At 60.2% G+C, this 13746-nt stretch carries 7 protein-coding genes and 7 pseudogenes; 8 read left to right on the forward strand and 6 right to left on the reverse strand.

What is annotated here, in order from left to right; genetic code table 11:
* Positions 1-203: 203 nt before the first annotated feature.
* Positions 204-1880, forward strand: coding sequence for a putative bifunctional diguanylate cyclase/phosphodiesterase (locus ACZZZP_RS00400; RefSeq protein ID WP_463384507.1), 1677 nt, complete (start codon positions 204-206; stop codon positions 1878-1880).
* On the opposite strand, the pseudogene ACZZZP_RS00405 reads toward ACZZZP_RS00400, so the two are convergent.
* A pseudogene (locus ACZZZP_RS00405) lies at positions 1792-3230 on the reverse strand (NorM family multidrug efflux MATE transporter). The gene ACZZZP_RS00400 and the pseudogene ACZZZP_RS00405 overlap by 89 nt on opposite strands.
* A 151-nt stretch (positions 3231-3381) precedes the next feature.
* Here ACZZZP_RS00405 and ACZZZP_RS00410 point away from each other — a divergent pair.
* The 3 genes and pseudogenes from ACZZZP_RS00410 to ACZZZP_RS00420 all read left to right on the forward strand — a co-directional run bounded on the left by ACZZZP_RS00410 (position 3382) and on the right by ACZZZP_RS00420 (position 6472).
* Positions 3382-4303, forward strand: a pseudogene (locus ACZZZP_RS00410) (LysR substrate-binding domain-containing protein).
* 191 nt (positions 4304-4494) lie between these two features.
* A complete protein-coding gene (locus ACZZZP_RS00415) occupies positions 4495-5715 on the forward strand; it encodes a Cache 3/Cache 2 fusion domain-containing protein (RefSeq protein ID WP_463536183.1) in 1221 nt (406 codons plus the stop codon).
* A 151-nt stretch (positions 5716-5866) separates the two neighbouring features.
* Positions 5867-6472 (forward strand): methyl-accepting chemotaxis protein, encoded by a 606-nt coding sequence (locus ACZZZP_RS00420; protein ID WP_463536922.1) that lies wholly within the window; start codon positions 5867-5869, stop codon positions 6470-6472.
* Between the two features lie 41 nt (positions 6473-6513).
* Here ACZZZP_RS00420 and ACZZZP_RS00425 read toward each other — a convergent pair whose 3' ends face one another.
* The 3 genes and pseudogenes from ACZZZP_RS00425 to ACZZZP_RS00435 all read right to left on the reverse strand — a co-directional run bounded on the left by ACZZZP_RS00425 (position 6514) and on the right by ACZZZP_RS00435 (position 8701).
* A complete protein-coding gene (locus tag ACZZZP_RS00425; protein WP_122497534.1) occupies positions 6514-6735 on the reverse strand; it encodes a SymE family type I addiction module toxin in 222 nt (73 codons plus the stop codon).
* Between the two features lie 166 nt (positions 6736-6901).
* Positions 6902-8400 (reverse strand): annotated as a pseudogene (locus ACZZZP_RS00430) (YifB family Mg chelatase-like AAA ATPase).
* Positions 8401-8439: 39 nt separating this feature from the next.
* Positions 8440-8701 (reverse strand): annotated as a pseudogene (locus ACZZZP_RS00435) (accessory factor UbiK family protein).
* A 406-nt stretch (positions 8702-9107) separates the two neighbouring features.
* On the opposite strand from ACZZZP_RS00435, the gene glnK reads away from it, so the two are divergent.
* From glnK to sutA, 4 genes and pseudogenes are all read left to right on the forward strand, one after another.
* Entirely contained in the window at positions 9108-9446 is a 339-nt protein-coding gene (gene glnK, locus ACZZZP_RS00440; RefSeq protein WP_003457590.1) for a P-II family nitrogen regulator, read from the forward strand.
* Between the two features lie 36 nt (positions 9447-9482).
* Positions 9483-10799: an ammonium transporter gene (locus ACZZZP_RS00445; protein ID WP_122497528.1), complete on the forward strand. Its 1317-nt coding sequence runs from the start codon at positions 9483-9485 to the stop codon at positions 10797-10799.
* A gap of 205 nt (positions 10800-11004) precedes the next feature.
* Positions 11005-11456: pseudogene (locus ACZZZP_RS00450) on the forward strand (secondary thiamine-phosphate synthase enzyme YjbQ).
* Between the two features lie 77 nt (positions 11457-11533).
* A pseudogene (sutA, locus tag ACZZZP_RS00455) lies at positions 11534-11867 on the forward strand (transcriptional regulator SutA).
* A 255-nt stretch (positions 11868-12122) separates the two neighbouring features.
* Here the strand turns inward: sutA and ACZZZP_RS00460 are convergent.
* Positions 12123-12820, reverse strand: a pseudogene (locus ACZZZP_RS00460) (HAD family hydrolase).
* The gene (xerC, locus tag ACZZZP_RS00465; RefSeq protein WP_122497522.1) at positions 12817-13713 is read right to left on the reverse strand and encodes a tyrosine recombinase XerC; all 897 of its coding nucleotides are present in this window, start codon (positions 13711-13713) and stop codon (positions 12817-12819) included. Before xerC ends, ACZZZP_RS00460 begins: the two are co-directional and overlap by 4 nt.
* Positions 13714-13746: the final 33 nt, after the last annotated feature.

Here is a 13746-nt window from a genome sequence, read left to right on the forward strand (position 1 = left end):
ACAATGCCTTAACCGTCTGGATACTGTGACGCACGCCATACTGGCCGCGTGATGGTCTTGGTTATTTCAGACAATGCAGTACGCTAGTGCCTCATCAGCGGGGGCTGATGGGGAATACATCGCACAGGATGTGCGCAAGAGACGCCGATAACGGCGCGAAAGGGCGGTAGAACCGCCATGTGGATTGTTTTGGGGGAAGTCGTTTGTCCGCGCATGTTGAAATCTTGCGTATTGTCCTGCTGGCCGAAACGCCAGAATGGGCGGCGCTGTTGCGCGAGCATTTGGCGGCGATGGGCAACCCGTCGGCGCTGATTACCGCACCTTCCTGGGCGGCCGCCAGTGGCCTGTTTGACGATCACGTCCACGGCCTTCTGTTAACCACACCGGGCCTTCAGCCTGCTCCCGGCAGTTGCCCGTTGCCCACCGTTCTGTTGCTCGAACACGAGCCGGCCGAGCCGCCGGTTGGCATCAGCGATTGGCTGGTGCGCGAGACGTTGAGCGCCGATACCCTGCGCCGCTGCCTGCGTTATGTGCGCGAGCACGGCGTGCTTAAAGACACGCTTCAGCGCCTGGCCGAGCAGGATCCGCTCACTGGCATCGCCAACCGCCAAGGCTTTCAAACCCTGCTCACCGCGCAATTGGCTGAATTCAAAGGCCGTGGGCTGGCGCTCGGGCATCTGGATCTCGACAACTTCCGCCACGCCAACGATGCGCTCGGTCACCAGGCCGGGGACCGCCTGATTTTGCAGGTAGTGGCGCGGCTCAAAGCGCAGCTATCCGTGGATGATCATCTGGCCCGTTTAGGCAGTGATGAATTCGCCTTGCTGTTGGATATCCGCCGCGACCCCAAGCGCGCCGAGCGCATGGCCGAACGCATTACCGAAGCGCTGTCCGAGCCCTACTGGGTCGATGGCGAAAGCCTGCTGATCGGCTGCAGCCTAGGTGTGGCGCACGCCCGTGCCGACGCCGGCGCCGATCCGCTGATGTGGCATGCCCATATCGCCATGCAGCAGGCCAAGAGCCAGCAGGGCTGCACCTTTCACGTTTTTGACGAGCGCATCAATCGCAATGCCCGCAGTCTTGCCGACCTGGAAAGCGAACTGCGCCGCGCCTTGCGCCGCGATGAACTGGAGCTGCATTACCAGCCGCGCCTGTGCCTGAAAACCGGGCATATTCTGGGCCTTGAAGCGCTGGTGCGCTGGCGCCACGCCGAGCGCGGGTTGCTGGCGCCTAACGAGTTCGTACCATTGGCCGAAGAGAGCGGGCTGATTGTGCCGCTGGGTTACTGGGTTATTTCGCGCGCGTTGCGCGATATGCAGTGGCTGCGCGGGCGCGGTTTGCCGGCGCTGCATATGGCGGTGAACCTGTCGTTTCGCCAGTTCCAAGACAGTCAGTTGCTGAGCACCCTGGCGCGCCTGATCGAGGAGCGCGGCGTTGACGCGCAGTGGCTGGAATTCGAATTGACCGAAACCGCCGTGATGCGCCGCAGTGATCACGTACAACAAACCATGAAGGCGCTGGGCAAGCTCGGCGTGCGTTTTTCCCTCGACGATTTCGGCACCGGTTTTTCATCGTTCGTGCACCTGAACAACCTGCCGATCACCATGTTGAAGATCGACAAGAGCTTTGTCGGCGGCATGGATAACCGCCCCGAGAATCGTCAGTTAGTCCGGGCAATGATCAACCTGGCGCATAACCTGGAACTGGCCGTGGTGGCCGAAGGCGTGGAAAACGCCGAGCAGCTGGCGCTGCTGCGTCAGTTTGGCTGCGATCAGGTGCAGGGTTACTTGGTCAGCAAGCCTCTGCCCCTGGCCGACCTGGCGCGCTTTCTGGTGTTTGGCAGTCGTCAGGCGATGCTGTCGGGGCCACTGTCGGGCTGAGTGCCAGCAGTCGCGCGGTTTTCCATTCAAACCCCAGCGTCAGACCCAGCGCCGCGCAGGCCAAGCCGGCGGCTAAACCCCACCACACGCCTTGCGCGCCCCAGCCGAAGTGAAATGCCAGCAACCAGGCGGCTGGCGCACCGACAGCCCAATAACAAACCAGCCCAACAAAAAACGTGGTTTTGGCGTCTTTCAAACCGCGTATCGCGCCCATGGCGATGGTTTGAACGCCATCGAATAACTCGAACCAGGCGGCGATGGCCAACAAACTCACCGCCAGGGCGACGATGCTGGCGAATTCGGGATCGCTGGCATCCAGAAACAGATCAACAACCGCGTAGGGCGCCAGCCAGAACAGCAGCGCGAAACCGAGCATGCAACAACCGCCAATGGCGATGCCCAGGCGGCCGGCCCGACGTGCATCGGCCAGCCGACCTGCGCCGAAGTGTTGCCCAATTCGGAAGGTCACCGCGTAGGAAATGCCCACCGGCACCATAAACGCCACGTACACCGACTGCAGCGCAATTTGGTGCGCCGCCAGTTGCGTACTGCCCAGTGCGCCCATGCACAACGCGGCGAAGGCAAACAATCCGGACTCCACCGCGTAGGTGCCGCCAATCGGCAGGCCCAGGCGCAGCAGCTCTTTCATCGCCGCCCGATCCGGGCGCAGCAGTCCGACAAACACCGGATACAACCGATAAGCCCGATGGCGCATCACATGCAGTGCCAGCAGTAGCGCCATAACGGTGCTGACGATGGCAGTTACCAACCCGATTCCCGCCAGACCCAAATGCGGCAGGCCAAACAGGCCGTGAATCAGCGCGTAGTTCAGGCCCAGATTTGCCAGCGCGCCGCCAATGCTGATCGCCATCACCGGACCTGCTCGGCCCAAGGCGCTGGTAAATCCGCGCAGCGCCATAAAGGTCATGTAACCGGGCAGTGCGAACGCCAATGTCGAAAGAAACTGCTCGGCGCCGTGCACGCTCTCGGGCGACTGACCAAACATCAACAGAATCGGACTCAGGTTCCACAGCAGCACACCCGCCGCTATTGCCATGGCCCAGCCGAGCCACAAGCCGTTCTGGCTGATGTGCACCACGCCGCTTGCGTCGTTGCTGCCGTGGCGAATCGCGACCAGATTGCCCACGGCGGCAATAACGCCAACGCAGAAGATTGAAACGAACGAATAGCTCGCCGCGCCAAGCCCGCCGCCTGCCAGTTCCGCAGGGCCGAGCAGGCCCATCATCACGGTGTCGGTGAACACCATCATCACGTGCGCCAGTTGCGCGGCGATCAAGGGCCGGCCAAGCGCAGGATGGCTTTTAATTCGGCTTGGGTGGCATTGGGCATGATGAGTCTGACTCAAACTGAAAAAGGCGCCCGCTTTACGCTGGCGTTATGAAGAGCCGCTATCTTGCGAGAGAAAACTTGACGCCACAAAAGGATAAAAACGATGCCAGGCATGACTTAAACTCATGCCTTGTCGATAAGGAGTTGCGCGATGACTCAGCGTCTTCCCGGTTTGTATGCCTTGCGCGCCTTTGAGGCGGCCGCCCGTTACAGCTCGTTCACACAAGCGGCGCAAGAATTGGCCATCACTCAAAGCGCCGTGAGCCGGCACATCCGTACGCTGGAAGAACATTTTGGCTGCCGTCTTTTTCAGCGTGCCGGGCGGACGTTACAGCTCACGGAAGCGGCTCGCCTGTTACTGCCTGGCATACGCGACGGTTTCGCTGCGTTTGAGCGGGCATGCGCCACGTTGCGGACCGACGAAACGACGCTGCGACTCAAGGCCCCTTCAACGTTGACGATGCGATGGTTACTGGCGCGGTTGTCGCGTTTTCGAATACTCGGCGACGGCTTGGAAGTGCAGCTGACCAGCGCTTGGATGGATGTCGATCGGGTGGATTTTCAGCAAGAGCCCTTCGATTGCGCGGTATTGCTGGGTAAGGGCGAATTTCCCGAGGATTAGGGAAAGCGTGCCGCTATTTGCTGAGTGGCTTATTCCTGTTTGCGCACCGGAAGCGGTGGGCCAGGCGCCTTGGGATGTGCCGCGATTGCAGCAGGCGCAACTGCTTCATCCCACTCCCGACCGTCGCGACTGGCGGCGTTGGCTGGAAGCGATGGGGTTGGCCGAGCAGATTCCGCTCAAGGGCGGGCAAGTATTCGACACATTGGAGCTGGGCATGGTCGCCGCGGCGCGGGGCTACGGCGTTTCGATTGGCGATCTGGTGATGGTGGCTGAAGACGTCGCCCATGGCCGGCTAGCGTTGCCATGGCCCAGCGCAGTGGCCAGCGGCGACAGTTATTTCCTGGTGTGGCCTAAGGCCCGGCGCGGCCAGGCGCGCTATCAACGACTGCGCGATTACCTATTAAATGAGGTGCACGCCATGCAGTTACCTGACGTCGTACATCTTCTGTAATCTTTGTTCGGTAAATATGCGACGGAGTGCTGGCTAAATGCCGCTTTTTATTTGACGCACGATTTCACTCAAGTATTCTTCGCGCCCCGCCGAACACCTATGTAAGCAGGCTGCCTTCCACAAGCGGGCGGCCTTTTTTCTGCTTTTATAAGGAAGCGGTTCCACAGCCGTATTACCCCACGGAGATGTACATGTCCCAGCCCCGCTCTCGCATTGCCTGGCAGCTCGCGTCTGCTTTGGCCGTGATTCTGGTGTTGTTGATTGGTCTGAGCACCTTGTTTGCCCTGCGCTCATTGAGTAACGCGACGCTGGCAACCCGCGAAGAACACCTTGGCAGCGAAGCGCGTTTGCTGGCCGACCAATTAAGCACCTTCCATGACAGCCTTCGAGAAAGTACCCAGCGTTTGGCCGGGCTGTTCGAGCAGCGTTTTCGTGAGGGGCTGAACGTGCACGCCGATGAGCGTGTAGCTGTCGGTGCGCTGCAGACGCCTGCGCTTTATCTGGGCGATGTGCGCCTGAACAACGAATTCAACGAGGTGGACGAGTTCCGCAACCTCACCGCCGGCGTGGCGACCGTATTTGTGCGCGACGGCGACGAGTTCATTCGGGTCACCACTTCCCTGACCAAGCAGGACGGTAGCCGCGCAATCGGCACCGCGCTCGATCACGCACACCCCGCATACCAACGTTTGCTCGGCGGGCAAAACTATGTGGGCCGCGCCCTGTTGTTCGACCGCTTCTACATGACGCAGTACACGCCTGTGGCTGATCCGTCGGGCCGCGTGATTGCTGTGTTGTTCGTAGGCTTCGATTACACCGCCGCGCAAAACGCGCAGTTCGAAAACCTCAAGCGTTTCCGCATTGGCGCTACCGGTTCGTTGGCGTTGCTGGATGAGCAGAAACATTGGCTGGTGCCGCCAGCGGGTGCTCAGCAGCCCGAGAAAGCCATCGAGACGATTGCGTCGCTGGCAACCAAGCCTGGCGAAGGCGAGTTTTGGGACGACGGTGAGCAGTCGTTCTACAGCGTTGCCATGCCTTTTACTGGCGGGCCGTGGACGGTATTGGCCAGCATGCCCAAGGCCGAAATCGAAGCGGTGACCTGGCACGTCGGCAGCCAACTGGCTATCGGCAGCCTGATTACGTTGCTGTTGGCCGTTGGCGCTGTGATCTGGTTGCTGCGCCGCAAGCTGCGTCCTTTGGGCGACTTGGTTGAGCAGGCGCAAGCCCTCGGCAACGGTGACCTCAGCGTGCGCCTGAATATCACCAGTCACGATGAAATTGGCGAACTCGCTCGTAACTTCAACCAGATGGGCGAAGCCCTGTCGACCATGGTCGCGCGTATTCGCGGCGCAGCTGAAAAACGTCAGCAGCCGGGCGCAAGCGTTGGCTGGGTTGTCGTCCGGCGCTTATGAAGGCATCGAGCAACAGTCCGGCGAAATCAGCAGCATGGCCGGCGCGGTCGAAGAGTTCAGCGCCACCTCGCTCAACATCGCCGACAACATGCGTCACACCGAACGCCTGGCTAACGAAAACTCGCAGCAAACGCGCATTGGCCGCACTTCCATGGAGGAAGCGTCTAGCGCGCTGGAGCAGATTTCCAGTTCCCTGAATGGCACCGCCGACGTCATCAACACCCTCGGTCAGCGCTCGCAGGAAATTGGCGGCATTGTCAGTGTGATTACTTCCATTGCCGACCAAACCAACCTGCTCGCACTCAACGCCGCGATCGAAGCGGCGCGGGCTGGCGAGCAGGGCCGCGGCTTTGCTGTGGTCGCGGATGAAGTGCGCAGCCTAGCGGGTCGCACCCGTGACGCGACCAACGAAATCTCCGCCATGATCCAGAGCATTCAGGGCGAAACCAGCAGCGCTATCGCCACCATGGAGCAAGGCAAAGTGCAGATGCTCGACGGCTTGCAGCGCAACGCCAAAGTCGCTCAGGCCCTTACGCAGATTGCCGAGCAAAGCCAAGCAGCCGGTGAGCAGTTCGCCGCCATCACCACGGCTACCAGCGAGCAGAGCAGCACCGCCACCATGCTGAGCAGCAATCTGCAAAGCATTGCATTGGCCAACAGCGAGCAGCACGAAGTGATCACCAACCTCGCTGAAACTGCCAGAGAGCTGGATCAGTTGGCCGCCGGATTGCGCGCAGAGGTCGGGCGATTCCAGTAACGCAACGCATGAAAAATCCCCGGCATTGTCCGGGGATTTTTTTATGCGGCGGTTATTACCAGACAACCTTGAATGATGCGCACGCGGATCATGCTGTTCGCCTCGAAACCTGCCTGCTGCAACCAGAGGCCTTTAAGTTGAATCCAGGGTATTTGCTTGGGTAGCGCATAGATGCTCTCGCGCTTACCGGGCGCCACGTAATCCGCAGAGATTTTGAGCTGCCGCTCGGTGAATTGAGGAAGCATTACTTGTTGAATAGTCATGGGCAGACTCCTGCTCTAGAGGCATTGGCCAGCCGGGGTGCGGGATTGCACGCGACGGACCCTGAGCCTCACTGTGGGCGTTCGGATGCTGTATATCCATACACTATTGCTGGGCGTGCGACCGGCTGCGGCTGAAGTGCGGCAGGGATAAATCCTCGAAGTTCGCTTATTCCTGAGGAGCGCCTCTGTATTGCAGGGCTTCAGCGAGGTGTTCGCGGGCGATGGCTGAAGCGTTTTGCAGGTCAGCCAGCGTGCGAGCCACTTTTAAAATCCGATGAGCCGCGCGCAACGACAAGCCGAGGCGCTCGCATGCAGTTTCGAGCCAGGCCTGATCGCTTTGCAGCAACCCACAATGTTCGCGCAAGCCAGGCAGGTCGAGAAACGCGTTGGCAATGCCTTGCCGCTCTGTCTGGAGGGTTCTGGGCGCGCGCCACCTGAGCGGCGGCCGTGGCGGTTGAAGTATTGGACGAGGTCGTGGCGTGCAACACCGTGGTTTCACGAGCCACCTTTACATGCAGGTCGATACGATCCAGCAGCGGTCCGGACAGTTTTCCTCGGTAGCGTTGCAGTTGCTCCGTACTGCACCGGCAGCGCCCGCTTGGGTCGCCAAGGTAGCCGCACGGGCAGGGATTCATGGCGGCTACCAATTGAAAGCGCGCCGGGAAGTGCACTTTGTCTTTGGCTCGGGCGATGACGATATGGCCGCTTTCTAGAGGCTCGCGCAGCTTCTTCGAGTACGCGTCGATCAAATTCAGGAAGCTCATCCAGAAACAGTACGCCATGGTGCGCCAGAGTGATTTCGCCGGGCTGGGGGCGACTGCCTCCGCCGACCAATGCCGGCCCCGACGCTGTGTGGTGGGGATGGCGAAACGGCCGTTGCGGCCAGGCGCTCATCGGCGTGTGGCTGGCGACCGATTGAATGGCCGCCACTTCGAGCGCTTCCTGCTCATTCAGCGGGGGTAGCAGCCCTGGGAGTCTGCTGGCGAGTAGCGTCTTGCCAGTGCCCGGCGGACCGCTTAGCAGCAGATTGTGAGACCCCGCAGCAGCCACCAGCAGCGCCCGTTTTGCGGCGATCTGGCCTTGCACTTCGCAAAGATCCGGGTAGGGCGCGCATTGGCGCAATAGTCCCTTTGCCTGATAAGGCGCGATGGGGGCGAGCCCATTGAAGTGGGCGGCCAGCTCCAGCAGGTGATCGGCAGCCAGCACTGTCAGGCCTGACGCCAAACTGGCTTCTTCGGCGTTGCAGCGCGGCACTACCAAGGTGCGCCCCGCGGCACGCACGGCAAGCGCTGCCGGCAATACGCCCTGTACTGGGCGTAAGGCGCCTGAGAGCGCCAGCTCCCCGAGGCATTCGATATGTTCCAGCGCGGCCAATGGAACCTGGCCGCTGGCGGCGAGTATTCCAAGCGCGATGGCCAAATCGAAGCGGCCGCCGTCTTTAGGTAAATCGGCTGGAGCGAGGTTTAAGGTGATACGACGTTGGGGAAATTCGAAGGCGCAATTCAGAATCGCGCTACGCACGCGGTCCTTGCTTTCTTTGACGGCGGTTTCAGGCAAGCCCACCAGGGTCAACGAGGGCAGGCCATTGGCCAAGTGCGCTTCGACGATTACAGAGGGTGCTTGGACGCCGACTTGGGCGCGGCTATGGACGATAGCCAAAGACATGGATCACTCCTTGATCACATGCCGCTCAGTCCGAGTGGATTACTCGCTGGGCGGCGTTAACTTTTTCTTCCAACTCAGCGACCTTCGCCTCAAGCGCTTCAAGGCGCGCACGGGTGCGGGCAAGCACGGCCATCTGACTGTCAAACTCTTCGCGGCTAACCAAGTCGAGCTTGCTGAAGCCACTTTGCAGCAGCACTTTAAATTGGCTTTCGAACTCGCTGCGCGGCAAGGGGGTTTCGCCATTGAACAAGCGCGAGGCGTGGGTGCTTAGGGCGTCAAGTAGGGCTTTAGGCGGCAGCATAAGAAGGTTCCAAATTGGTCGGCCGGCAGTGTAACACGCAGCATTAGGACGCCAGGCCGAGGGGTTTTGCACGGTTTTGGCGCGTAGCCGAAGTGAGGCTTGCACCGTTGTTGAGCGTGACTCGCCCGGGCGCTTTGGTCACGGCGCAGCTTTGACCCCATAACTCGCTGAATTCCAAGCTTTTCCCTGAGCTGGCAAGCTTTCTGCTTAGTGGGCTATGACGCATGCACCGATGCAGTTCGGCTGCGTAAGGCGAAGCGGGGGGAGTCGTTTCGTCAGGAGCGATTGGTTGTGTCGAGAGCCCTCCCTGAGGACGTTCGATGCGTTACAAAGCCAGACACTGCGCTTAGACTTGAACCGGGTTCGTTTTTCCTGGGGCAAGTCCACCAATACGGGAGAGAGTTTCATGAAGTTAGTAACTGCCATCATCAAACCGTTCAAGCTGGACGATGTGCGCGAGTCGCTATCGGAGATCGGCGTGCAGGGCATTACTGTCACTGAAGTCAAAGGCTTCGGTCGTCAGAAAGGCCATACCGAGTTGTATCGCGGCGCCGAATACGTGGTCGATTTCTTGCCCAAAGTGAAGATCGACGTGGCCATTGCTGATGATCAGCTGGACCGCGTTATCGAAGCCATCACCAAGGCGGCCAACACCGGCAAGATCGGTGACGGCAAGATCTTCGTGGTCAATCTGGAACAGGCCATCCGCATCCGTACCGGCGAAACCGGCACCGACGCAATCTAAAAAGCCGCCGAACCCAACGCCCCAGGAGAAAACAATATGACTCTGCGTAAGCTCGCAGGGCTAGGAGCCCTTTTGTCCCTCGTTACCCCAGGCTTGGCCATGGCGGACGAGGTTGTGTTGAATACCGGCGACACGGCGTGGATGCTGACCGCTACCGCCTTGGTGCTGTTTATGACCATCCCGGGCCTCGCGCTGTTCTACGGCGGCATGGTTCGCTCCAAGAACATCCTTTCGGTGATGATGCAGTGCTTCGCCATCACCGGCCTGATCAGCATTCTGTGGGTCGTTTACGGCTACAGCATGACGTTCGATGTCACTGGCATGGAACAGGGCGTTGTTAACTTCAATTCGTTTGTAGGCGGGCTGTCCAAAGCCTTCCTGGCCGGCGTCACGCCAGCCAGCCTGACCTACGCGGTCCCGGAAGCTGTGTTCATCACCTTCCAAATGACCTTCGCCATCATTACTCCTGCTCTGATCGTCGGCGCTTTCGCAGAACGCATGAAGTTCTCCGCCATGCTGATCTTCATGGGCGTGTGGTTCACGCTGGTTTACGCGCCAATCGCCCACATGGTGTGGAGCGGTAACGGCGGTCTGATGTGGGACTGGGGCGTACTGGACTTCGCTGGCGGCACCGTGGTGCACATCAACGCCGGTATCGCCGGTCTGGTTGCCTGCATCGTGATGGGCAAGCGCAAAGGCTACCCCACCACCCCAATGGCACCGCACAACCTGGGCTACACCCTGGTAGGTGCTGCCATGCTGTGGATCGGCTGGTTCGGCTTCAACGCCGGCTCCGCTGTTGCCGCCAACGGCACCGCCGGCATGGCCATGCTGGTTACTCAGATTGCCACCGCTGCTGCGGCGCTGGGCTGGATGTTCGCCGAGTGGATTACCCACGGTAAGCCAAGTGCCCTGGGCATCGCTTCGGGTGTAGTCGCCGGTCTGGTGGGCATTACTCCGGCTGCTGGTACCGTAGGCCCAATGGGCGCTCTGGTAATCGGTCTGGCTGCTGGCGTGATCTGCTTCTTCTGCGCCACTACCCTGAAACGCAAACTGGGCTACGACGATTCCTTGGATGCCTTTGGTGTTCACGGTATCGGCGGCATCGTCGGCGCAATTCTCACCGGCGTATTCGCAGCACCTGCACTGGGCGGCTTCGGCACCGTTGAAGACATCGGCGCGCAAGTGATCACTCAGATCAAAGGCGTCGGCTTCACCGTGATCTACACTGCGGTCGTCACGTTTGTGATCCTGAAAGTGCTGGACCTGGTGATGGGCCTGCGTGTTAGCGAAGAAGAAGAGACGGTTGGTCTCGACTTGGCGCAACACAACGAGCGTGGCTACAACCTGTAAGCTTTTTACAGGCAACACCCGCAGAAAAAAAATGCCCGGCTTTTGCCGGGCATTTTGCGTTTTGCGCTAGCGTGATTTACGACCATTGTCGAGCGCCGCGGGCTTGAAAAGATGGTTCGCTTAAATAAACTCAAACGCTCTGGCCTGCGCCCTTTGCTTTTTCCACGAGCACGCTAGAATGCGCGCCGAACGAGCGGAGATGCTTATGTGGCAACAACGCGAATTCACCTTGCGGCACGCCCGCGAGGCTTCCATTTGGTGACCGATGACGTGACGGCGAAATTGCCTGAACTGGCTGGCTACCGCTTGGGTCTGTTACATCTGTGGCTGTTGCACACCTCGGCTTCACTGACCATTAACGAGAATGCCGACCCGGCTGTGCGACGCGACTTTGAGCGGTTCTTCAATCGTCTGGTCCCTCAAGTTGGCAGTGCGTATGCCGACATCAACGACCAGGACGTTTACGAACACAACGACGAAGGCGCGGACGATTTGCCCGCGCACTTCAAGGCCAGTTTGTTGGGGTGCCAGGTGACGCTGCCGATACGTGCGGGTCGTTTGGCCTTAGGCACCTGGCAAGGGATTTACCTGGGTGAGCACCGTGATCACGGTGGCCCCAGAAGAGTGCTTGCGACCCTGCAGGGCGAGACTCTTTGAATTTTTTCTGGCAATGCGCGACAGCGTGTATTGCTGGGCTATAACTAACCTGCTTTTCGCAAGTCATGAGGTTAAACATGAGCGACGAAGATCTGGAACAAGACGAACTGGAAGGCGGTGCGGAAGACGACGGCGAAGAGCTGGCGGCTGCTGACGATGGCGTGGCGGATGACGCTGACGACACCGACAGTGACAGCGATGTCCCCCGTAAAAGCTGGCAAGAAAGCCAAGGCGGCTGTCGACATCGACGAGCTTCCTAGCATCGAAGCCAAGCAAAAGGAACGCGATGCGCTGGAACGCGCCATGCAGGAATTCTTGTCCCGTGGTGGCAAGGTGCAGGAGGTCGAGCCTAATGTGGTTGCCGATCCGCCCAAGAAGCCGGACAGCAAATACGGCAGCCGCCCTATTTAGTGTTTAGCCCAACAAAAAAGCCCGCCATTTTGGCGGGCTTTTTGTTGGGCTTATCGATCGGCTGCGCGTCGGCGATGCTGCGTTGAATTTTGATTTTGAATGCTCATGGGCTACAGCCCACTGCGCTTCAAAATCAAAATTCGCCTTGCCTCGCTCTAGCTCGCTCGATCTCGACCGAGTAAAGGCAGACCGCGTATTCCGCAATCCTGTAGGAGCGGCTTTAGCCGCGATCGGATCGCTGACTTGTCGCCGATCTCAACCCCACTGCGCCAATACCCCAGGCAACTCCGCCAACGCTTTTATCTGCGCATCCGGCTGCCCGTCACCTTCCCAGTCTTTCCCCTGCGGATTAAACCAAACCGCCCGCATGCCCGCGTTCTGCGCGCCCTGGATATCGTCGGCAGGATGATCGCCAACATGCACGCCGGCGGCAGCTGCAATGCCAGCGCGTGTTGCAGGGCGGTGATAAAGGGCAGCGGGTCCGGTTTGCCGACGCCGAGGTCTTCGGCACACAGGGCGAAGCGAAAATAATCGGCCAAGCCAAGCCGGCGAACATCGGCGTTGCCGTTGGTGATCACGCCGAGCATGTAACGCTCGGTCAGGCGCTCCAGCGTGGGCACGGTGTCGTCGAAAAAGGTGATGCGATGGCGCGCGTCGAGCATGGCGTGGAATGCGAGCTCTGCCATTTCCTTCGCGCGCTCCGCGTCGTAACCAACGCCTTCGAGTGCCTGAAAAAGCGTGCGCCGCCGCAGTTCGCTCAGGCGGTAACGTAGCCCAGGCTCGGCGGCGAGCACCTGGCTGCGGATGGTCCACAAATGTTCAACGGGCTGCGCAGCCAGTAGTGGCGCGTTCTTACTCAGCCAGTCACGCATCGCCGCCTCGGCGCCGGTGATGACAGGGAGGTTGTCCCATAGCGTGTCGTCTAGGTCGAACGTGATCAGTTGGATACTCATGGTTCGCTGCTTTTACGTTTGGCGCGGGGATGGGCACTGTCGTAAACGGTGGCCAAATGCTGGAAATCCAGATGGGTATAAATCTGCGTGGTGGCGATGTCGGCGTGGCCGAGCAGCTCCTGCACGGCGCGAAGGTCTTGTGACGACTCAAGCATGTGACTGGCAAACGAATGCCGGAGCATATGCGGATGCAGGTGTTGCCCCAGCTCGCGTACGCCGGCTTGGCCGACGCGCAATTGAATGGCGCGCGGGCCAAGGCGCTTGCCCTTGGCGCTGATAAAAACCGCGTCGTCCGCTGGGTTGGCCGAGGCGCGCTGCGGCAGCCAATTCTCCAACGCTTCACGCGCCTTGCGGCCCAGTGGCAGCACCCGCGTTTTGCTGCCCTTGCCGACTACTTCGACCAAGCCGCCAGGTAAATCCAGCTGCTGCACATTCAGGCCAGCCAGTTCGGCAAGGCGCAGGCCCGAGGAGTAAAACAACTCGAGCATGGCGTGATCGCGCCGGCCGATGAAGTCATCTTCCACCGCGCCGTCGAGCAACTGGGAGGTGCGGTCGGCGTCCAGCGTGCGCGGCAGGCGACGTTCACGTTTGGGCGGCGCGATGCCGGTTGCGGGATCGTGTTGGCAAACGCCCTCGGCGATCAGGTAGCTGTACAAGCCGCGCGTGGCGGAGAGAAGACGCGCCAGGCTGCGTGCCGACAACCCTTGCTGATGCAAGCGCGCCACGAAGCTGCGCAGCCTGCGCACGTCGAGCGCAGCCCAGGAGTCGATCCCTTGAGTGCCGCATAACTCAATGAGTTTGAGCAGGTCGCGCTGATAGGCGTCGAGGGTGTTGGGCGACATCTGCCGTTCGCTGCGCAGATGTTTCAGGTAGGCGTCGAGGGCAGCTTGCATCAGGCGACGCTCCTGGCTAACGGCGAACTGCCC

This window comes from Pseudomonas sp. AC211 (assembly GCF_979258055.1).

Excerpts from the sequence above, each read along its gene's own strand:
- glnK (WP_003457590.1), top strand. The coding sequence starts at position 9,108 with ATGAAGTTAGTAACTGCCATCATCAAACCGTTCAAGCTGGACGATGTG.
- ACZZZP_RS00420 (WP_463536922.1), top strand. The coding sequence starts at position 5,867 with ATGGAGGAAGCGTCTAGCGCGCTGGAGCAGATTTCCAGTTCCCTGAAT.
- ACZZZP_RS00445 (WP_122497528.1), top strand. The coding sequence starts at position 9,483 with ATGACTCTGCGTAAGCTCGCAGGGCTAGGAGCCCTTTTGTCCCTCGTT.
- ACZZZP_RS00415 (WP_463536183.1), top strand. The coding sequence starts at position 4,495 with ATGTCCCAGCCCCGCTCTCGCATTGCCTGGCAGCTCGCGTCTGCTTTG.
- ACZZZP_RS00425 (WP_122497534.1), bottom strand. The coding sequence starts at position 6,735 with ATGACTATTCAACAAGTAATGCTTCCTCAATTCACCGAGCGGCAGCTC.
- xerC (WP_122497522.1), bottom strand. The coding sequence starts at position 13,713 with ATGCAAGCTGCCCTCGACGCCTACCTGAAACATCTGCGCAGCGAACGG.